This window comes from Rhodoferax sp. ZS1R8 (genome assembly GCF_056521325.1).
On record NZ_JBWMBA010000005.1, the window covers coordinates 155,750 to 172,994 of the forward strand.

Below are 17,245 nucleotides of genomic sequence, written 5' to 3' on the forward strand. Positions count from 1 at the left end.
GCATTACTTCCAGGTGGCGGGCTTTCCTCCGACGATGACGCGATCACCGGGTTTGATCTTCCCAGCCTTGGCAGCAGCTTCCACGTCAGCCGCAGATCCAAACTCGCCCACCGGCTTACTCGCTGCGGCACTCGAACTGGCGGACCAGCGGCCATTGGATTTTGTGTAGCCCATGGCCTTCATTGCCTCGTCAGCCTTTGCCACCGAGTCGGCAGCAGAACTCATGTTCTTAATGCCAGCGCTCACAAACCCGTTGTGAATCTCGTCACCAGACATGCCCTTTTTGGAGATTGCCATTTCCAAGCCGGTGCGCATGTCAGGCGCCATGCCGGCCTGCACCATGGCTTGAGCCAGCTTGACCTCGGCGGGCGCGTGCTGGTTGGCGGCACCAGGTGACGTGCCGCCGGCCTTGATCAGGGCCAGGGTCGCAGCCTTCATGCCTTCGTTGTCACCGCTCTGGCGGGCTTGCTCGTAGGCCACCCCAGCGTTGCGCAGCGCCTCGGTGTCCTTCTTGGCCGTGCTGGCAGCATCTGCCGCGATGCCCAGGCGCGCACCCTCGCGGCTGTCCTGCCGCAGCGCCAGATTGTTGCGAAACTCGTTCTGACTCCATTGGTACAGCGCCATGGGGTCTTTGAACGACGCCAGGGCAGCAACCATCTGACCGGTGTCCTTCAACACGGTGGGCGGCATCTTCTGACCGTCCAGGGTCTGGCGCTCTATGCTGATTTGCCCATTAGCCCCGCGCGTCACGTTGGTGACGTGTGCCCCGTCGGGAACATACTTGTTGTAGAAATCTTTGACCGCGCCCAAGTCTCCAGCATTGAGCGCCGCGGCAGTCTTGCCCAGATCCTGGTCGCGCTGGGCGCCCTCTAACTGAATCTTGATCATGGACTGGGAGTTGTGGTCCGCCATCACCTTGCCGGCCTCGGCGACTTTGCCAGCCTGGGTCAGCGCGCCAGCACGGAACTGACTTGCTGCCAAGTGGTCGTCAATGGTGGCAGCACGCTGGGTGCCGTCAGGGTTGGCCAGCTTGCTCTTGAACCAGTCGGCCGTCTGAGTGTCCACGTCCCGAATGGTCTGCTGGTCCTTCTCTGCTTGGTCGCCCTGTCGAATGTCGCGCTCGTTGCGCGACTTGTCCCAGGCAAACCGTTGATCGTTCTGGTTATCGGCCTTTTCGTCTTTCTGCAGGCGCAGGGCTGCGTCCCGGAATCGCATACCGCCCTCAATGTCGCCGTGCTTATCCATGATGCCAGCCATAGCCAACTGTTTGGCAGAACTGCGCTGCGTGTCCGTCAGGGGCTTGTCGTAGGTCTTGCCCAGGTAGGAGGTGCCACCGGCGGCGATCTTGGCGGGCGCAGCGGCGCCCCCGTCCGGGCCCGCAAAATTTGGGGTGACAGAGTAACTACCGTCCGGCGCGGCATCGACCTTGTAATAGGCATTGCCGTCCGCATCCTTCGCGTTGGCGATGGCTTCTAGCTCCTGCCCTTGGCCTTCGGTGTACGTCGGAGTTTCCGCTTCCTTGGCAAGGTCGGAAATCTCGCTCTTTTTTGTCGCATCGCGGTAGTCGTGCACCATCTGACGGCCGAGGCTGTAGCCCTGAACCAGTGAATCCCATTTACCCATTTCAGTCCCCTAGAATTTTGAACAATGGCGCGGTTTCCTGCGTCAGCTTGGAGGCCAGCGAGGACAGCACTGTCTCAATGACCGCATACTTTTCGGGCTGGTGCGCTTTGAGGTATCCGATGCGCGCGGCGTTATGGTCCAGGAATGCTGTGCAATTCCAGCAGTCGGCCGAACTCTCCGCACCCTGCTCGTAGAACGGTGGCAAACGCTCGCCCTGCGATTGGATGTAGTCCAGAACCTGGGTGGTCGACCAGTCGTTGATGGGCTGGTAGTACTGCACGCCTTCCACGGTCTGTAGTAGGTCGTCGCGCAGACGGTTGCGCAACTTCTCGTCGCGACGCTGGCCCATGATGACCAACGTAGACCCTTGGGCCCGCACGTGGTCAAACATCGGCCTATTCATGTTTGCCCAGCAGCAGTCGGTATACGACTGAAATTTAATGTCCGCTGGCCCTGCCCCCACTTGACCAGCAACCGAGGCCCGGATGGGCACCACATCAACCGGCCAGCCATGGGCTCGTACCCATGCCGGCTGGTTGCCATTGACTTCTACAAAGTTGGGCACCCAACCGGCGATGTATCGCATGTACTCCTGCGTTTCAAAGTGTGGCGCGCCAGGGTTTGCCCACACGACTTGTAGGCGGTGCCAATACGGTCGCAACAGCAGCAATGTCGCCAGCGAGTCTTTGCCCCCTGAAACAAACAGGATGGGATTCTTCGCTTGTTGGAGCAGCGATTCGATCATGGCTAGAACACCGTAAGCGCGGCGCCACCAATGGTGCCGATCATGCCCATCATTCCGTTGCTGGAGTTGTTCGCGTTTTGATTTGCGCTGTTGTGGACGTTGCCCATCTGGCCGTACATGCCGGCAGCATTGGTCCCCATCTGGCCAGCAATACCTGCCGCCGACATCGACCCCGAATTAAGGCCTGTCAGACCAGTGTTGGCAATCGTCAGGCCGTTGGCGCCAAAGCCCGCACCATTGCCGGTAGCCTGCATGCCCATGGCTGGATAACCGGCCAGCGCATTAGCCGCACGGTCGGTCATAGCCAAGCCTTCCGCTCTCCCCTGCGCCCGGGTCTTCATACGTGCGCCTACGCTCGCATCCGCTTTAGCAATATCAGTCTGATTGGCCATGGCCAGCGCACGGCCGCTGTCTGGTGACACTCCCATGCGGGCGAGATTGCGAGTCTGACCCGCCTGGGCGCCGTTGTATGCCTGCTCAACGTCGGCCCCGGCTTGGCCAGCAAGTTCGTTTTGGCGCTCTTCGGTGCTGAACGCCTTAGCATCCGCTACCTGCTTGTCCTGCATTTGGGTCAAGACACCTCGCCGTGCCAGCATCCAGCTTCGGTCTTCCTGCGATTGTTCGTAGGCTTTTTTTGAGCTATCCAGTCCGAACTGCATCGTCTCCTTTTGCAAGGGCGCCAGCAGGTCCGAGTTTTCCATGATTTTCCGGATTGACTCGTCCTGAATCCCCATGGACCTGATCTGTGCTTGGATCAGCGCTGGGTCCGGGGGTGGCGTGGCCGCACCGCCCCCGCCACCTTTGCCGCCCGGGTACAGGCGCTTTCCGCAGCGGTAGCCGCTGTGCTTACTGGGAATCAACATATTGGCAGTCCTTTCGCCACATCACATACAAAATCACGTCGCCACCGTCCGGGGCTGCGCCTTTCAGGCGCGTTTCTTCCTTAAAGCCGATGTGCTCATCAAAGCGGCGAGCCTCTAGGTTGCTGGCGTTCACATAGCCACTCAGTCGGGCGCACCCAAGTTGCACAAAAACGTAGGCGAAAGCCGCGTAGAGATACCGTCTATTCAGCCAGTTTCTGCCCGGTACCGCGGCAAGGTGCACCCAAATGTTGCGACCGTTGAATCCTTCGTAGACTGACCCGGCCACCAATTCGCCATCGCGACGCAGGCCAATAGCGGTCATATCAGCCGATTCGACAAACCCTGGGATGTGGGTGTGCATGAACGGCAACACCGCTTTCAGGTTGAATTCAAGGTCGTATCGCATGGCCTGGGCATGCTGCCATGCTTGCCACGGTTACTCACCGCCTGCGAAGTTGTTGCCGTTTGCGGTCGCATTGCGTTCTGCAATGGCCTTCATCAGATCGTCAACGCTCACTAGAACAAACTCGCCAGCCTTGGTCTGTGCGATGATCCCACGCAACTCATTTACCCGGCAATCGGCAGGTTTGGTGCGCGTGACACCAAGGTCGTCCAGGTCCCGATAGGTAGCCACCCGCTCGAACGGGTTGCCGCGACTGCCTTCCCGCACCTCGGCGCGCTCCTTGTGCGCCGCAAGCGCGTCGTTCAGCACCTTGTCCGTGCCGCGGTATACCGGTATCGCCGGCAACTTGGCAGGGGAAGTCGCCACAGCGCTCTGCAGCACCTGATTGACGTTTCGGGGGTTGCTCATACCTGCTGCAACTCCGATGTACTGCTGGCGATTGTCAATGCCGTCCAGCGCGCGGTGGACTCCACCTCAATCTCGTGTTCCAAATACTCACCGGGCGGCAGGCGCACCGGTCGGCGGCTGGTCACTGCGACCGTGTGGACCAGCGCGCCATCGCCATACCAGCGCACGGTGATGGGCGCCTCATAGTCGCTTTCGATAGCCAGCCATGCGAACGCGGTTTGCTTGGGCAGGACGGCAATCTTGCTGCGGTACGTCCCCAGCCGATGGGATGCGCCAGAAAACAGCGCCTGGATGGTGTTGCCCTGTACGGCGTAGAGTCGGTCGGTCTGGATGTCGGTGTACAGCGCAGAACAGGTTACATCGATCTTGACCAGCTTACCGCTATCGATGTGCAGCGCGTAGCACCCCGGCGTGCCGTTGTCGTAAGTGAAAAAGTAGGTTGCCTCATGGATGGCGCCCACGATGGAACTGGGATTCAGCTTCTGCCAGTCCTCGTGCACCCAATGGGCCTCGGTCAGGAGTTGCACGCCGCCACGTGTCGCAATGCAGATCCCATTGTTGGAGGCGTAGCACACACCTTCCTTCGAGTTGGCGATGGAGCGCCGCGAGGCGAGCGCAAAAAGGCTGACATCTTTGTCGTGCGCCATGCTGGCCGCATCGGTGCCGCCTATGTAATCCACGCCCCCCGTGTGAAACACGACCGCAGTCTGTCCAAAGGCGCCGAGCGCCAGAATGGGAAATGCCGTAGTGATCTGGTACTCAAATGGCCAGGCATAGGGGATGTAGCTTTCGCAGAAACACACCGTGTTATCGAAGAATCCGGCCATCACGCCGTTGGCCATGCCAACCAAGCCGCGCAGGTAAGGATTTGCGCCCTTGGGTGCCCGGTTGGCGTCCATACGATACGGTGGTGCAAGCCAGGTCAGCGTGGGGCAGACTTCGCCCAACTCCACCGATTTCTTGTCGTCCAGCACCGAAGTTTGACCGGTGCCGGCCAGACTCGCTGCTGAAAATGCGACCTCTCCAACAAATTGGAACGCAGCACCGGCATTGCCAGTATTGGTTCGGTAGTAGCGATATTTGTCGATACCGTAACCAGGGGGCGGATTTGGCGCGCTTCCTGTTACGGTGTCGTTCTGATCCAACTCAGCCATCTGGCTAACGGGGCTGGGCGCGCTCTCTTCACCCCATGTAGTTACGTACGTCACGACATAAAAACGATCTTCAACGATCCTGGGGACGCCGGGAGGCACGACGCCATCAATCCCATTTGTCAGGTAAAACTTGTCAAATCTATCGGGCAATTCTTTGTATATTTTTTCAAACTCGTTTCCTATTGCCTCGGAAAGCTCGCGCAATTCGGCCTGCTTGTCGACTACATAGTTGATGCTGGACAAACTGCCACTGTCTAGCGATGTATGAAACTGGTTGGCGCACCCGTCAAGCGCTGATCTGAGAGTCAGAATTCTCGGGCTGGTTGGACCGCACTCGGCTTTCAATGCCGTTAAAAATGCAATTGATTGCGCATCTGTAAACAACTGCCGCGTGCCGTTTGTCCCCGGCATTTTGATCGCTGCCAACGCATTCTTTACAACGGTAATGTCAAAGTCATAGGTTCGTCCGTACACGCAAAAGGGGACTGCAATAACGTACTGGTTTGGCGCTGCCCAAGGGGTGCTGCCATATGGGCCACTCATCTGCGCGTACACCGCGCCCAAGCGTGGATCAAAGACTCCAAGGTATGGGTCAATTCCTGCAACAACCGGCTGCGGATTCGCCTGTGCCGTCAAAACATTGGACGCATAGGAGTTTGTGACTGTTGTCGAATTTGGCCCAGAAACCGCAAACACGCGATAAACGTTGGCATGGTTAGGATTGGTCGGGTGGTCTGGATCGTATATATCCATGTATCCCGGTGTAGTGTTTCCCGGGTGATCAAGTGTTCCAAATTTAGCGCCCAGCCACGTGAGTGCTGAATTTGCGCGCACTATTTCAACAGCCTTTTCCAGTGCGGCTGCAAGCTCAGCGGCTCTAGCCTCCGGAGAGTAACTGTAGACAGCTTGAACCTGCCCCGTTGGGGCTGTGGTCGGGGCAGGAACCCCGAGGGGCTTATCTGCGCCTGTCGCGTCCATTACCCGCGGCGGTGCAGACCCGTCCGCAAAGGTGTAATAGGTTCGTTCTTTGGCGTCATCGTTGATCTGGCCCTTGACGTAGTTCACCTCCGCCAGGCTAGTCATCCAGTTGATGGTCATATCGCTGGTGAATGCGCCATTAGCATCCCGCGCTCTACGGTACAGTGTCTTCGGGTTGGTCACTGACGAGACAGCTACTGCCACATCGGTTTGCAACGGCCGAAACTCTGTGGTTCGTGCCAGAAGGTTGTTTGCCTTCTGAGCGGCGTTGTCGGGCAGCGCGCGCGCCGCGACCGAGGGAAACACCCCCCCCATACTTATCAACTTGATGACGGCCACGGTTTATCCCTTTGGTGGAACTGCCGCCGCAAGCAGAGCGTTTTTATTGGCGCTTCCAAACGTGGTGCCGGTGTAGAAAGCAACACAGCCTGCCCAAACGGCCGACAGCTGGCCGACCATCACCATGACAATCTCGTTGCCCTTCAGCTCAGGGTGGAAGAACAGCTGCGACAGAATGAAGAAAAACCCGATCGTGACCATGATGGTGAGCACCGCCGGCATCCGGCTCTGGGTGGCAATCTGCATCTGCCGGGCGCTGTCCTGGTTCTTGAACTCCAGCTCGGCGTAGCGGAAACCGCGCTCCTTCTCGTCGTTCTGGAACTGCAGCTCCAGTTTGCGGATTTCGGCCAGGTGCTCTTGCGTCAGCTGCCCGTCCTTGAACAGGTTGGCAATGCTCTCTCGCGTGGGCTCGGGTACGCCCAAGGCCGCGCCGATTGCAGATACCGCCGCGCCGGCCAGGGGGCCGCCCAATGCTGTGGCAACGGTGGGGGCAAGTGCCTTGAGGGTGTTCAGCCAGTCGTTCATGTATAGCTCCTTGTGCCGTGTGTGTCGATGACCAGCGCCTGGCGGCGGTTTTTGTCAGAAAAGCTGATGTGAACCCACTGCTCAAACTCCAGGATCAGCTGGTCGTAAGCGATGCCGCTGTTGAAGAGGGTTCGCATCACCCGCTCTGGCGGCCCAAATCCAGGTGACTTGATGTCAGCGGCTTGGCCCTTTGGGTGGTCCTTGGCGGCGAAATACAGTGCCCACGATTTGTCATCAGCGGGTAGCGCGCGATTGGCGCACCACGTTTTGAAGGCACCCGCGCAGATCACCCGCTCCAGTGCTTCGCTGCGGTAGCCGCTGGACACGACGATCGCGTTTGCGTTGAGCACCACACGGACCTGCTCCAAACCTGCAGCCAGTTGCTTGAGGTTGGCGACCACTTCAAGCGGCGGGTCGTTGCTGATTCCGTTGCGCGCAGCGGTCTGGCTGTCAGTCAACTCGGCCAGTGTGAAATGGGGTGACAGGTTCACTTTTTATCCTCCAAAATCATGACGCGGCCGTTCAGAGAGTCCAGCTTGCTTTCCACTTTGGTATTCACAAGCAGCTGCGCTCGCAGGTCGCTATGGATGTCACGCAGGTCATTGATCAAAAATGTGCCGCACGCGATCAGCACCACTTGTGCCACTCCTGATGCCCAGGCCACGACGCGCCAGGCACCGATACCCTTGTTGATCAGCGCCGCCTCTTCTATGGTGTGTTTTTCGTAGTGATTAAGGTGCTCGTCCAGTTTGTCGGCGGTCTCTGCCGTTACTGCGGTGTTGGCGATCAGGTTGTTGTTGATACTGTTGAGCACTATCAAAAACGCACGCTGGCGCGGATCGTTTTCTTCAGCGATCATGGTCTCGATGTTAAGAATTTTGTGGTCCGCGCTGCGACGGCTTTGCTGCGACATCATGGCTCTCCGTTTTTGATGGTCATCAGGGTGCTGCCCCAAGTGGCCAAGGCACCAGTGGCGCAGGCTCCGGGCGTTGCCTCATCTGTGGGAGCCATGCCATCCTGCATCCAAACTGCCAGTGCAAATTCGGCGCATTGGCCCTTGGCGTCGGCGCCGATGGTGAGGCGTTTCAGCTTGCCAAGAATGGCCTGCCAGCGGGAATAGACCCATTCACCAAAACATGCAAACGCGTAAGCAATTGCCTTGTCCGACAGAGGTTTAGGTGCAGGTGCCCAGTCAAAATCGCCACACTTGGACAGCAGCCGTGGCGCACACCCTTTGGTTGTGATGTCCATAACCCAGACGCGGCCAAACCAGGTCAAGGCCACGCCCACGTGGGTGTGGGGGTCGGCTGTGCTGTGTCGAACAACCCAGCGTTCAACAACGCCCCGCAGGGGACCGCCGGCATGGTCACGCCACAACAACATGTCGCCGGTTTTGATGCGGTCGCGGATGTGTGCGTAGTCCATCAAGAGATCCCCAGTTGACTGCGGATGTAGGTAGCAAAGCCCGCCCAAGCTGCCAGCGCTGCGGATAGCCCAGCTGCGTCTGTTGCCGCGCGCGCCTGCTCTTTGCGTGCCAGGCGGTTGGCGCGAATTGCGTCGCGTGCGCCTACCCACTGGGCAGTGGTTGCAAGAATGTCGTCAGCGGCTTGCGTTGGGGTCCAGTTTTTTGCGGTAGCCCAGCTCTGCACACTGGCTGGGACGGTGCCGCCGTAGCCTGCCGCCTTGAATGCCTTGGCATCGTCTGCCGCCAGGTTGTATTCGCTGGCGCGATTGCCCAGCACAGCACCGTAGATTGCGTCCACTTCGGCGTCCAGCCGTAGCAAGGCTTGGGCTTTGGCGGTAATGAGTTGCGCGGCCAGTTCAGGTGCCGTGGGCGCGGGAGGTGTGTAGCGAGACAGGCCGGGGATGTTGTCCTTATTCCAGCCGGGGTACGCCGTGCCGTTCGCTGCCGTGTAGGTTTCGTTCTCGCCGATGATGCGGCTTTGAGGGTCGATCCATTGCATGGTGCATCCTTATTGGTAAAGACCTGCGTTAAAGCCGGAAGGTACGGCGTAGGCAAAAGAACTCGCTCCAAAATTTGTAGTGGTTACGTCCGGGTTGATGTAGTCGCCTATGCCTGCATAAAACGTACCCGACAGGCCAGAAAAGGCAACCCCTTGACTAACTCCGTTCTTGTAAAAAGCCAACGTTCCTGTATCCAGATCCATTGCTACGCCGATAACGTCGCCGGTTGTAAAAGTGCCGCCATAGGCTGCTGACGACCCGCCCGTGTATTTCTGGCCGTTTGCCCCGTAGTAACCCAAGGAATTTATGTCGGAGCCGCAATAAATAGCGCTCGTCGGGTCCCACCCGCTATTGGCTATTCCGATAACTTGCGCAACCCCGCCGGCCGCGCCAATGGTCACTTCCCAAAACCACTTCCCAGAGGACTTTGAAATTGTCGAACGTGCGTTGTTAACCGACGAACCCGCATTCGACACAGTGAGGTTCCCATTGCTTAAAACGGTTGACGGTCCGACCGGTGACGATGCCCAAGTTGCGTACATCAAAGCAACACCGGCCTTCAAAAATGGAGTGACCCGACCAATTACGCTCATGGCGTGGCCTTACTCAGCGCCAAGGTGCCGCTGCCGCAAATGATGGTGTGCACGCCGCTCTGCGTGCCGCTGGTGGCGATGTACGTGCCTGCCGCCACATTGGCCAGGGTTGTGCAGAGGTTGAACGTGTTGGCGTCGACCACCCGCACAAAATACGTGGTCGCTGCAGCAAGCCCGGTGGGCAGTGCGCCGGTAGTGCTGAGCTGACACTTCTGGCCACTGATGTAGCCGTGTGCGTTCCTTGTAAACACCCCTGGTGTGGCGATGGTTACGGTGAACGTCCCGGTGTCGTAATAGTCCACGCTGTACGCCAGCATGTCCTTGGTGCCGCCGGCCGTGGACAACGTGCCCGCGGTACCGCCAGCCCAACCCCAAAACCAGCTATAGGCCAGGGTGCGGGTGCCGGTTACGTCTTGCCAGATATTGATCAGCCCCTGCTGCCCTGCAACTGCGTTGGTGGGAACACCGAGAGTGCGGTTGCCGCCCAGTACCAGATTGAACTGGTTGGACAGGCTCAGGTCGACGGCCACTGTCACGGCGTCTGTCAGCGTGGCAAATGCACCGCGCTGCGCCTTGGTGAATGTCTGGGCAGTGCCAAGTGCTGCCAGCGTATCTGTGCCATTCGGAAAGCTGTAGTTATAGGCCCCCGGCATCGTGAACGTGGTGGCAAACGCACCGCTGGTGGTCAAGTTGCCACCCAGGGTGATGGTCTTGCCAGTGTTGTTCACGCCCGTGCCGCCGTATTGACCGGCGACCACGGTCGCAGCCCAGGACCCGGCGGTCACGGTGCCCACGGTCACGATACTGGCGGAGCCGGCTATGGCGCCGTACAGCGTGTCAAAGTAGGTTTTCAGAAACGCTTTGAAGTTGGTCAGCGTGACTTTCTTGACAACCCAGCTCGCGGCACTGTCCATGATTCCCAGCTCATCGGCATCCACCGGGGTCTTGGCAGTTGCGTCGTGAACATCGCTAGTCATGGCGATCGTGCCGTCCTTGTCTGGCCAGGCCCAAGCGCGTGCTGCCGTGGTGGTGTTGCTCAGCAGGTTGGTAAAAGTGTTGGCTGCGTTTTTAAGCTGCAGGGCAAAGCCAGACAGACCCGCATAGCCGGCCGTTGCATTCTTGTTGGCCGATGCCTCTGCGCCCAGGTTGGTGCGGGCGGTGGCCACGTTGTTCAGCCCTGCCAGATTTCCGTCCTTGGTCAGGTTGTTGCCAAACAGGTACGCGGTAGCCCGCATTTCCACGTAGACCACGCCCGATGGATTAATACCAACTGCCGATGGGTAGGCCCATCCTCCCGAAGTGCCGCCTGCGGCTACCACCAAGCCCTCATAGTCGCGGCTGATCGTCAGCGAGTCCGCGGTGCGCGCGGTACAGGAGACAACCTCATAAGTAATTTCGGCGCCGCCGCTGTTTTTTTCGTAAAGGGTAAGTAGGAAGTAGTCGCCTCCCGAAGGGGACGGAAATCGACTGCCCTGTCCCGCGGCCAAATTGAGTGTGACGGCGCCGACGGAAATCGACCCGTTCAGCGTGCCGGTTGCATTGTTTTTGTAAAGTTGGATGCCCATGGTCTACGCCTCAGATGTCTTTGATGATCATTTGGAAATCGAACTCTTTGACGAGGCCGTCATGGGTTGTCATCGTGGTGGTGATCTTGTATTTGGAGCCATTGGTGCCGCCGGACAAAATCACCTTGACGCGCATGCCCGCCATGAACACTGTCGTGCTCACAATAGTCAACCCGGTGGGCGCGACAACACTGGTCGCAGCCGTGACGTAATCGCCCTCGGCAAGCCACTCATCACCCTTGATGTCGTAGTCCAGGGTTTCGGCAGATTGTTTGTATTTCTTGTCCATCAGCGCAGCACCATGGTTCGGTCTTCAAAGGGGATTGCCATCGTCCGGGAGTCGGGTGCCATAAACCCTGAAATCGTCAAGCCAATCGTTGACGTGGCCCTGCCGGTGGTGGCCAGTGTCAGTTTGCGCACACCGCCCAGCAAAAATGCAGTCGTGGCACGCCCCGTTGTGGCCATCTGCATAGGAGTCTTGGCGATCAGTGCAATCGAAGACGTGGCCCGTCCAGTGGTCCCGAATGCATTGAGGGCGTTGGGCGTCTGGGCCTGCAGCGATATGCTGGTGGTCGCCCGTGCGGTGGTTGTCAGGGTCAAGTAGACCTTGCCAGCCAATATCAAGGTGGTCGTAGCCCGGCCCGTCGTTGCCAGACCCAACGCGCGCACAGCCACCAACAGGAGGGACGAGATCGCCCGTACTGTGGTGGCCAGTGTCAGAAACGAGCGACTATCCGTCGACCCATTCCCGATGACCGCGCCGTTGATCTGGGACGTGTTCATCAGTCCACCGTGACGGTGTGGCCTGCTGCATTGACGGTCGGTACGTCGCCGACACCGAATGTCTTGGCAGTGCCAATCGAGTCGGAATAAATCAGATTGCCCGAGGTCAGTGCGTCGTAGATACCCCAGTGCGACACGGTCACGCTAGAGCCCGTGACCGCGTTGAAAACAATCTGATTGTTGTTGCTGCTGGAGTTGCCCGTGCCAGTTGGCACAGACCAGGTGCCCGTGGCCTTGCGGGCGTACCATGCGCCGGCAACTTCATTGGTCGTGATGTTGTTGTCAGTGGGGTCCGACGTGAACAGCGCCAGGTATGTGGCCCCCACCGAAAACGGCGTGTTGGCCAGTGTGGCGGCAAGGATTTTTTGGCTTAGGTAGGTGGAAAAACCAGACATTTAAGTCTCCTTCAAGATTTGGGGGAAACGGTTGTTGCAGCTTGTAGCTGCGTGCTGATGCCCGAAGCAAACGCCTGCATGTATGCGGTCGCAGCTTCTGCGTTGTTGCCATACTCGGCGTCTTTTGACTTGGCTTTTCCCAGCACAAAATTCAGCAGCGGGCTGAACCACTGGGCGTTAAGAGGAATGGTGTCGCTGGCAGCGGCTAAGTCAGCAGGGAAATAGCTGTAGAGAAGGTCAATTGACCCCTGCCCACTCCCTGGTGGGTAGACGTAAAAAACGAAAGGGTCGCGCTCGTCGTAGGTGAAGTGACGTACGACGGCGGACGATCTACCGCTTTGCCAGTCCCGGTTGACTGCAGACAGCAAAGCCATGTCAACCCTGGTTACAGCACGTTGGGAACCGCCGGTGTTACCGAGGATGTCGATCAACACCACGCATTCCGCCGGTAGCGCTTGGCGCGCACCAGCCACTGGAGTGAAGGCGGCTTTCTTGTTCAGGGCGTCCGGCCGGGCCACGATCAGCGCTCGCACGCCCTCGGTCAGGTAGCCCAATAACTCAGGAACAGTCCACCGCACATTGGTGGGGTCCTGCAGCGTGTTGACTGCCGATGAAATGATGTTCGAGGCGGCGATTGGCATTTTGATCGCCTAGCAGAGCCGCAAGCGGGCCCGCGGAGTCTTGCCGGTGCTGCCGCGCCATGCATCAACCGTCTTCACGTTCACGGCGTTCTCAAATTGGTCGCTCGCCAATGGCACCATGGTTGGCCGGTAAAACTCTGTTCCCTCGGTCGTCCACAGGCGAGTTTTGGCGCCATGCACGATGTCCTCCATGTACTGCTCAAACAGCGCATCAGGAATGCCTGCTGCAGCTATAGTGGGCATCAGCGACACCTGGATGCGAATGATCTGGCCTGTAGATCCGGGCTTCGTCAAACTAATGGCTTGGCGGTCTTCACTGGTCGCGCCGGCCTGCATCACAGAATCTACGGTGATGTCCTTGGGCAGGTCGCGCCAGGACAGGACCTCAAACTTGTTGCCGTCCAGCGTTGATTTCTCGATGCGCACCACCACTGAGTCCTGTGGCAGGTCCAGGTCGTACGTTAGCGTGCTGGTGGAAACGGTTATGGGGTCAAGCCACGTCACCCAGGCGCGCGTGCGCCGGAAGAACTCCCGGCTAGCGCGACACAACGCCTGGTCGGCCAGGATGTCCGGGCAACCGGGGACGTGCATCAGCAGATCCGGGTAGAAACTCGACCAGGGCTTCATGGCGCATCAGCCCCTACTTGCTACGGGGCGACTTTGCCGGAGGCTTGGTCTTGTTGACCTTGGGGATAGACGCAGGGGGTGTGTTTGCCTCGATAGGGAGCGCGCCCGGGTTCGACTGACCCTCGTCGCCATCGGCTTCGTCGTCTTCGTCGTCTTCGTCATCCTCGGAATCAGCGGAACCTTTTTTGCCAGTCTGCTCAATCAGCGCCGCGGCTTGGTCGTGATCGGCTTCGTCAGCTGGGTAGAACCCGTCCAATTTCAGCAAATGGGCTACTGTTTCTTTGTGGTCCACCTCGCAGCTGACCATACCGTCGGCGTCAGGCTTAAACACGTAGTCCTGATTATTCAAACCGGTGACGATGACCGTGTTGTCGAGACGTAGCTTGTGGGAAGTTTCAAGTTTCATGTTTCTCTCCAAAAAAACAGGGGAAGCGAAAGCCCCCCCTGAACTCTTCTGACCAAGGAAGGATTACGAAGTCCGATCAAGCCGCGCGGTAATACAGCGTCATGCTCAGGTCGCCAGCCACGGGCGTGAGTGCAGCACCGGTTACCAACAGACCAATTTGCCGATCGCCGGTTGCGCTTTGAACAACAGTTTTCATTGGACGGCTGGGAACGGGACCAGAGGCAGAGCCACCAGCGGTACGGCCGGTCGTCTGACCAGTCACCCAAGCCGCGCCACCGTCGGCAGCAAGGACCGACAGAGCGGTACCAGCTGCATTCAGGATGCCCACGGAGAAGGCCCACGTCGGGGCTCCGTTGGAATCCAGTTGCGAGGCATCAAATTCGACGGCCACTGGTACGTGACCGCCGGGCAAAATGCCAATCGCACCAATCACAGCAGCCGCCAAGTCGGCGACCGCCAGGTTGATGGTGAAGCGCTGGGCAATCAACTCGATGCCAGCGGCATTGGGGACACCCTTGCGGCCAGTCAGGAAGTCACTGGACGCCTGTGCAGATGCAGAAAAAGCCATGATTTACTCCTTTACGTCTGTGACGGGTTAGCGGCTGGCGGCAGCGGTGTCCAGCGAGAACACGCCGAAGTCGTTGGCGCCGGTTTCCGTGGTGAACGTGACTTTCTTCACCCCGAAGATCGAGGATGTGGAAATCACAACCTTGTCGCCGTTGTCGCGGGTTTCCTCGTTCCAGTCGAAACGCAGGTTGGTGCCGGGCGAACCGAACGCCATAACGGCGGCTTGCGAGCCCATGAACAGAGCACGAGCCGCCTCGATGTTGGCGCCACCACCCGCAGTGTTGAAGCGAACCACGTTACGGTGGCTGTGCAAGATGACGCCGCGGTACATGCCCAACGAGCCCTTGAACAGTGGATTGCTGCGGCCCTCGGCAGCAGATGCTGCTTTCTGAATGTCCAGCCACTGGCCGGTATTCGTGTTCGAGCGCAGGTCGTCTTCCTGGAACGTGTGCATCACACACACAAAGGTTTCCTGGCCGTCAATCTTGCAAGGCTGCAACACGGGGATGTTGGTAGCGCCACCGCCTTGTGCATCGGCCTTAGTCTTGGCACGATCAATCAAACGCAGGTCGAACTTGTCAGTAGCTGCCAAGTTGTTGAACGCGGTAGCGGCCAGGCCGTACATCGTGTGGTTGCTGTCAGGTGCGACCAACGCGTTGTTGGCGCGGCCGGTGTAACCCAGAGGCAGCAGGTAGTTGGCATTCACGCCGCGTGCGCCGGAGAGATAGATGAATATCAGTTCATCCTGCAGGCGAGCCCACCAGCTGGACTGTTGACGCTTGGCCTTCTCACGCAGGTCGTTCAACGTGCGCTTGCGGGTCATGCGGCCACCGGTGTTCACACCGCAGCGCGCTTGATCGATGTAGATGGAATCGGAGTAAAAGCGCTGGGCTTCTTCCTTGCCTTCCAGAATGTCCTCGCCCTCGACCGGCGCCATGCGCAGCTCGGCCAACAGGTCATAGGTGATCGCTTCGCCTGCATCCGACTCCAGGTCGGTCAGGATCTGAATTGGTACTTCGGCCTCGGCCCCGCGCGCCATGAAGCGCTGATTGAAATACGATTTTTGACTGGCGTCATATGCCAGCAAGCCAGCCCAGCGCTTTACGGCTTTCGCGTCATTTACGCCAATAATGGTCCGTGCCATGAATTACTCCTAAAAGTTGAATTACTTTTTGGAGCACTCCTGCGCACCATCACTGTGGCCTTTCAGCCAGGCTCTACTAAACCATGCTTGTCACGACTTTGCTGCGTATTTGCAGGAGCCTTTGACGCGACAACATCGAGCGCAGCCGTGATGCGCAATCGCACCAACTGGCCGCTCTTTTTGAACAGCTCAATCGTGGCCGGGCCAGAAACATTCAACTGTTCCCCGGCCCGCACATCAACAAAGAAGCTCGATGTCTGCACGATCACTGGCCCCGGGAAAATTTCTCGCGCTGAGCCGGCGACATCTTGGCGATAGCCGCTTCCAAATCGTTGCCATCGAGGGCATCCAAGTGGGCAAATTCACTGCCAATATCACCTGGTCCGTCGGCACCCGGCACAGTGGCAAGGTTCTTGGGTGGAGCTGGGGGCTTTCGGTTCTGCTCAGTTGGCTTTGCTGGTGCAACAGCAGCAGGCGCCGACTTTGCCGGCGCAACCGTGCCATGCAACGCATTCACACGCTTGTGCGCTTCCGTCAAGAACCAGTCCATTGCTTTGTCCTGGTTTTCTGGCTTGTTTGCCAGCGCCTTCACGAACGTATCGAGGTCGGCATTTCGCGCTTCGTCCTTGCGGTAGTCGACACCATCCTTGAGCGCAGAGTCATACAGCGTATCGATCGCGGTCTTCCAGGCATTGGCCGCGGTCTGTTGGGTCATTTCCTGCGACACCTCGGCCTTGGTCTTAGCGCGCATCAATTCCTCGCGCTTGCCGTCGAGCTCGGCCTTTTGGTCCTCGTAGGCTTCGAACTCGATTTCGCCTGCCTTGAACTTGGTGCGCAGCTCGGTCGCCTGAGTTTGAATGTCCTTGACCTGGGCGTCAAAGTCAGCAGGCATTTCCGCCTGGTAGGCGGTGGCGACGACCTTGGCCGCTGGTGTTTCGCTCTTGATGACAGCATCGGTCACGTCGGCGGCGGCGGAACCAGAGGCACCAGCATCCGCGGCGGAGGCCGAGTCATCGACTGGCTTCTCACCTTTTTCGGTTTCACGTGAAACCGTTACAGGTTTTCCGTCGGCATCCAAAACTTCATCGGGGTCGCCATCATCATCCCCGTCGTCGGCATCGGCGCCGCCGGCCAGGCGCTGCAACGCGGCTTTTTCCTGGTCGCTGTATTCGGTTTCGTTGAACGCTTCGCGCTCTTCTGGGGTCAGGTTGTCGAGTGCGGCTTGGTCGAGGCCGGCTGTAGCTGTAGAACTCATGCTCTGTCCTTGGGTTAGTTAAAAGTCAGTCGTTTTTGCTTTCGCTGGCGACAGCCGCCATGTCCAGCATCTTTTTCTTTGCGAGAGCCTGCGCGGCCTTGAGACGCTTCGGGTCGCTTTCAATGGCCTCGGCCTCAATCAACGTGCTCAGGTCGGATTCGACCCGCCAGTCGTCGGATGCTGCTGCCATGCCCATGCTGCCGCTGCGTTTCTTGCCCATGTCGTACTCCTTCAAAGTGGGGTGAATGTGGCATGCTTGCCACGGG

24 protein-coding genes are annotated in these 17,245 nt (G+C 58.7%); all 24 read right to left on the reverse strand.

Going from position 1 to position 17,245, the window contains the following annotated elements:
* Positions 1-3: 3 nt before the first annotated feature.
* Positions 4-1,623: a hypothetical protein gene (locus tag AC097P_RS17890; protein ID WP_479611785.1), complete on the reverse strand. Its 1,620-nt coding sequence runs from the start codon at positions 1,621-1,623 to the stop codon at positions 4-6.
* A 1-nt stretch (position 1,624) separates the two neighbouring features.
* Positions 1,625-2,368: a phosphoadenosine phosphosulfate reductase domain-containing protein gene (locus tag AC097P_RS17895; protein ID WP_479611786.1), complete on the reverse strand. Its 744-nt coding sequence runs from the start codon at positions 2,366-2,368 to the stop codon at positions 1,625-1,627.
* A 2-nt stretch (positions 2,369-2,370) separates the two neighbouring features.
* The gene (locus tag AC097P_RS17900) at positions 2,371-3,231 is read right to left on the reverse strand and encodes a hypothetical protein (RefSeq protein WP_479611787.1); all 861 of its coding nucleotides are present in this window, start codon (positions 3,229-3,231) and stop codon (positions 2,371-2,373) included.
* Positions 3,215-3,637: a GNAT family N-acetyltransferase gene (locus tag AC097P_RS17905; RefSeq protein ID WP_479611788.1), complete on the reverse strand. Its 423-nt coding sequence runs from the start codon at positions 3,635-3,637 to the stop codon at positions 3,215-3,217. Before AC097P_RS17905 ends, AC097P_RS17900 begins: the two co-directional genes overlap by 17 nt.
* Before the next feature lie 30 nt (positions 3,638-3,667).
* Positions 3,668-4,042: a hypothetical protein gene (locus AC097P_RS17910; RefSeq protein ID WP_479611789.1), complete on the reverse strand. Its 375-nt coding sequence runs from the start codon at positions 4,040-4,042 to the stop codon at positions 3,668-3,670.
* Positions 4,039-6,513 carry a hypothetical protein gene (locus AC097P_RS17915; RefSeq protein WP_479611790.1) on the reverse strand — a complete coding sequence of 825 codons (2,475 nt, stop codon included), beginning with the start codon at positions 6,511-6,513 and terminating at the stop codon, positions 4,039-4,041. Before AC097P_RS17915 ends, AC097P_RS17910 begins: the two co-directional genes overlap by 4 nt.
* Before the next feature lie 3 nt (positions 6,514-6,516).
* The gene (locus tag AC097P_RS17920; RefSeq protein WP_479611791.1) at positions 6,517-7,038 is read right to left on the reverse strand and encodes a hypothetical protein; all 522 of its coding nucleotides are present in this window, start codon (positions 7,036-7,038) and stop codon (positions 6,517-6,519) included.
* A complete protein-coding gene (locus AC097P_RS17925; RefSeq protein WP_479611792.1) occupies positions 7,035-7,529 on the reverse strand; it encodes a D-Ala-D-Ala carboxypeptidase family metallohydrolase in 495 nt (164 codons plus the stop codon). The genes AC097P_RS17920 and AC097P_RS17925 overlap by 4 nt, the downstream gene beginning before the upstream one ends.
* Positions 7,526-7,951, reverse strand: a complete 426-nt coding sequence (locus AC097P_RS17930; protein ID WP_479611793.1) for a hypothetical protein — start codon at positions 7,949-7,951, stop codon at positions 7,526-7,528. The genes AC097P_RS17925 and AC097P_RS17930 overlap by 4 nt, the downstream gene beginning before the upstream one ends.
* Positions 7,951-8,463, reverse strand: a complete 513-nt coding sequence (locus tag AC097P_RS17935) for a hypothetical protein (RefSeq protein ID WP_479611794.1) — start codon at positions 8,461-8,463, stop codon at positions 7,951-7,953. Before AC097P_RS17935 ends, AC097P_RS17930 begins: the two co-directional genes overlap by 1 nt.
* The gene (locus AC097P_RS17940) at positions 8,463-9,002 is read right to left on the reverse strand and encodes a hypothetical protein (protein WP_479611795.1); all 540 of its coding nucleotides are present in this window, start codon (positions 9,000-9,002) and stop codon (positions 8,463-8,465) included. The genes AC097P_RS17935 and AC097P_RS17940 overlap by 1 nt, the downstream gene beginning before the upstream one ends.
* Positions 9,003-9,011: 9 nt before the next feature.
* On the reverse strand, positions 9,012-9,596 hold the full coding sequence (locus AC097P_RS17945) for an SPRY domain-containing protein (RefSeq protein WP_479611796.1): 585 nt from the start codon (positions 9,594-9,596) through the stop codon (positions 9,012-9,014).
* Complete coding sequence (locus AC097P_RS17950; protein WP_479611797.1) at positions 9,593-11,161, reverse strand: hypothetical protein; 1,569 nt, start codon at positions 11,159-11,161, stop codon at positions 9,593-9,595. Before AC097P_RS17950 ends, AC097P_RS17945 begins: the two co-directional genes overlap by 4 nt.
* 10 nt (positions 11,162-11,171) lie before the next feature.
* Complete coding sequence (locus AC097P_RS17955) at positions 11,172-11,450, reverse strand: phage fiber-tail adaptor protein (RefSeq protein ID WP_479611798.1); 279 nt, start codon at positions 11,448-11,450, stop codon at positions 11,172-11,174.
* A complete protein-coding gene (locus AC097P_RS17960) occupies positions 11,450-11,944 on the reverse strand; it encodes a hypothetical protein (RefSeq protein ID WP_479611799.1) in 495 nt (164 codons plus the stop codon). Before AC097P_RS17960 ends, AC097P_RS17955 begins: the two co-directional genes overlap by 1 nt.
* Positions 11,944-12,339 (reverse strand): phage tail fiber protein, encoded by a 396-nt coding sequence (locus AC097P_RS17965; protein ID WP_479611800.1) that lies wholly within the window; start codon positions 12,337-12,339, stop codon positions 11,944-11,946. The genes AC097P_RS17960 and AC097P_RS17965 overlap by 1 nt, the downstream gene beginning before the upstream one ends.
* 11 nt (positions 12,340-12,350) lie before the next feature.
* On the reverse strand, positions 12,351-12,980 hold the full coding sequence (locus tag AC097P_RS17970) for a phage adaptor protein (protein WP_479611801.1): 630 nt from the start codon (positions 12,978-12,980) through the stop codon (positions 12,351-12,353).
* A 9-nt stretch (positions 12,981-12,989) separates the two neighbouring features.
* The gene (locus AC097P_RS17975; RefSeq protein WP_479611802.1) at positions 12,990-13,607 is read right to left on the reverse strand and encodes a hypothetical protein; all 618 of its coding nucleotides are present in this window, start codon (positions 13,605-13,607) and stop codon (positions 12,990-12,992) included.
* Positions 13,608-13,620: 13 nt separating this feature from the next.
* A complete protein-coding gene (locus AC097P_RS17980) occupies positions 13,621-14,013 on the reverse strand; it encodes a hypothetical protein (RefSeq protein ID WP_479611803.1) in 393 nt (130 codons plus the stop codon).
* A gap of 76 nt (positions 14,014-14,089) precedes the next feature.
* Complete coding sequence (locus tag AC097P_RS17985; RefSeq protein ID WP_479611804.1) at positions 14,090-14,581, reverse strand: hypothetical protein; 492 nt, start codon at positions 14,579-14,581, stop codon at positions 14,090-14,092.
* A gap of 27 nt (positions 14,582-14,608) precedes the next feature.
* The gene (locus tag AC097P_RS17990) at positions 14,609-15,724 is read right to left on the reverse strand and encodes a N4-gp56 family major capsid protein (RefSeq protein ID WP_479611805.1); all 1,116 of its coding nucleotides are present in this window, start codon (positions 15,722-15,724) and stop codon (positions 14,609-14,611) included.
* A gap of 62 nt (positions 15,725-15,786) precedes the next feature.
* A complete protein-coding gene (locus AC097P_RS17995) occupies positions 15,787-15,993 on the reverse strand; it encodes a hypothetical protein (RefSeq protein ID WP_479611806.1) in 207 nt (68 codons plus the stop codon).
* Entirely contained in the window at positions 15,990-16,979 is a 990-nt protein-coding gene (locus tag AC097P_RS18000) for a hypothetical protein (protein ID WP_479611807.1), read from the reverse strand. The genes AC097P_RS17995 and AC097P_RS18000 overlap by 4 nt, the downstream gene beginning before the upstream one ends.
* Before the next feature lie 25 nt (positions 16,980-17,004).
* The gene (locus AC097P_RS18005) at positions 17,005-17,199 is read right to left on the reverse strand and encodes a hypothetical protein (protein WP_479611808.1); all 195 of its coding nucleotides are present in this window, start codon (positions 17,197-17,199) and stop codon (positions 17,005-17,007) included.
* Between the last annotated feature and the right edge of the window lie 46 nt (positions 17,200-17,245).

Bases quoted from the DNA above. Each gene is read 5' to 3' on its own strand.
- AC097P_RS17945 (WP_479611796.1), bottom strand. From the start codon at position 9,596: ATGAGCGTAATTGGTCGGGTCACTCCATTTTTGAAGGCCGGTGTTGCT.
- AC097P_RS17920 (WP_479611791.1), bottom strand. From the start codon at position 7,038: ATGAACGACTGGCTGAACACCCTCAAGGCACTTGCCCCCACCGTTGCC.
- AC097P_RS17960 (WP_479611799.1), bottom strand. From the start codon at position 11,944: ATGAACACGTCCCAGATCAACGGCGCGGTCATCGGGAATGGGTCGACG.
- AC097P_RS17980 (WP_479611803.1), bottom strand. From the start codon at position 14,013: ATGAAACTTGAAACTTCCCACAAGCTACGTCTCGACAACACGGTCATC.
- AC097P_RS17955 (WP_479611798.1), bottom strand. From the start codon at position 11,450: ATGGACAAGAAATACAAACAATCTGCCGAAACCCTGGACTACGACATC.
- AC097P_RS17990 (WP_479611805.1), bottom strand. From the start codon at position 15,724: ATGGCACGGACCATTATTGGCGTAAATGACGCGAAAGCCGTAAAGCGC.
- AC097P_RS17900 (WP_479611787.1), bottom strand. From the start codon at position 3,231: ATGTTGATTCCCAGTAAGCACAGCGGCTACCGCTGCGGAAAGCGCCTG.
- AC097P_RS18005 (WP_479611808.1), bottom strand. From the start codon at position 17,199: ATGGGCAAGAAACGCAGCGGCAGCATGGGCATGGCAGCAGCATCCGAC.
- AC097P_RS17905 (WP_479611788.1), bottom strand. From the start codon at position 3,637: ATGCGATACGACCTTGAATTCAACCTGAAAGCGGTGTTGCCGTTCATG.
- AC097P_RS17935 (WP_479611794.1), bottom strand. From the start codon at position 8,463: ATGGACTACGCACACATCCGCGACCGCATCAAAACCGGCGACATGTTG.
- AC097P_RS17910 (WP_479611789.1), bottom strand. From the start codon at position 4,042: ATGAGCAACCCCCGAAACGTCAATCAGGTGCTGCAGAGCGCTGTGGCG.
- AC097P_RS17940 (WP_479611795.1), bottom strand. From the start codon at position 9,002: ATGCAATGGATCGACCCTCAAAGCCGCATCATCGGCGAGAACGAAACC.
- AC097P_RS17975 (WP_479611802.1), bottom strand. From the start codon at position 13,607: ATGAAGCCCTGGTCGAGTTTCTACCCGGATCTGCTGATGCACGTCCCC.
- AC097P_RS17950 (WP_479611797.1), bottom strand. From the start codon at position 11,161: ATGGGCATCCAACTTTACAAAAACAATGCAACCGGCACGCTGAACGGG.
- AC097P_RS17985 (WP_479611804.1), bottom strand. From the start codon at position 14,581: ATGGCTTTTTCTGCATCTGCACAGGCGTCCAGTGACTTCCTGACTGGC.
- AC097P_RS17895 (WP_479611786.1), bottom strand. From the start codon at position 2,368: ATGATCGAATCGCTGCTCCAACAAGCGAAGAATCCCATCCTGTTTGTT.
- AC097P_RS17970 (WP_479611801.1), bottom strand. From the start codon at position 12,980: ATGCCAATCGCCGCCTCGAACATCATTTCATCGGCAGTCAACACGCTG.
- AC097P_RS17890 (WP_479611785.1), bottom strand. From the start codon at position 1,623: ATGGGTAAATGGGATTCACTGGTTCAGGGCTACAGCCTCGGCCGTCAG.
- AC097P_RS18000 (WP_479611807.1), bottom strand. From the start codon at position 16,979: ATGAGTTCTACAGCTACAGCCGGCCTCGACCAAGCCGCACTCGACAAC.
- AC097P_RS17930 (WP_479611793.1), bottom strand. From the start codon at position 7,951: ATGTCGCAGCAAAGCCGTCGCAGCGCGGACCACAAAATTCTTAACATC.
- AC097P_RS17965 (WP_479611800.1), bottom strand. From the start codon at position 12,339: ATGTCTGGTTTTTCCACCTACCTAAGCCAAAAAATCCTTGCCGCCACA.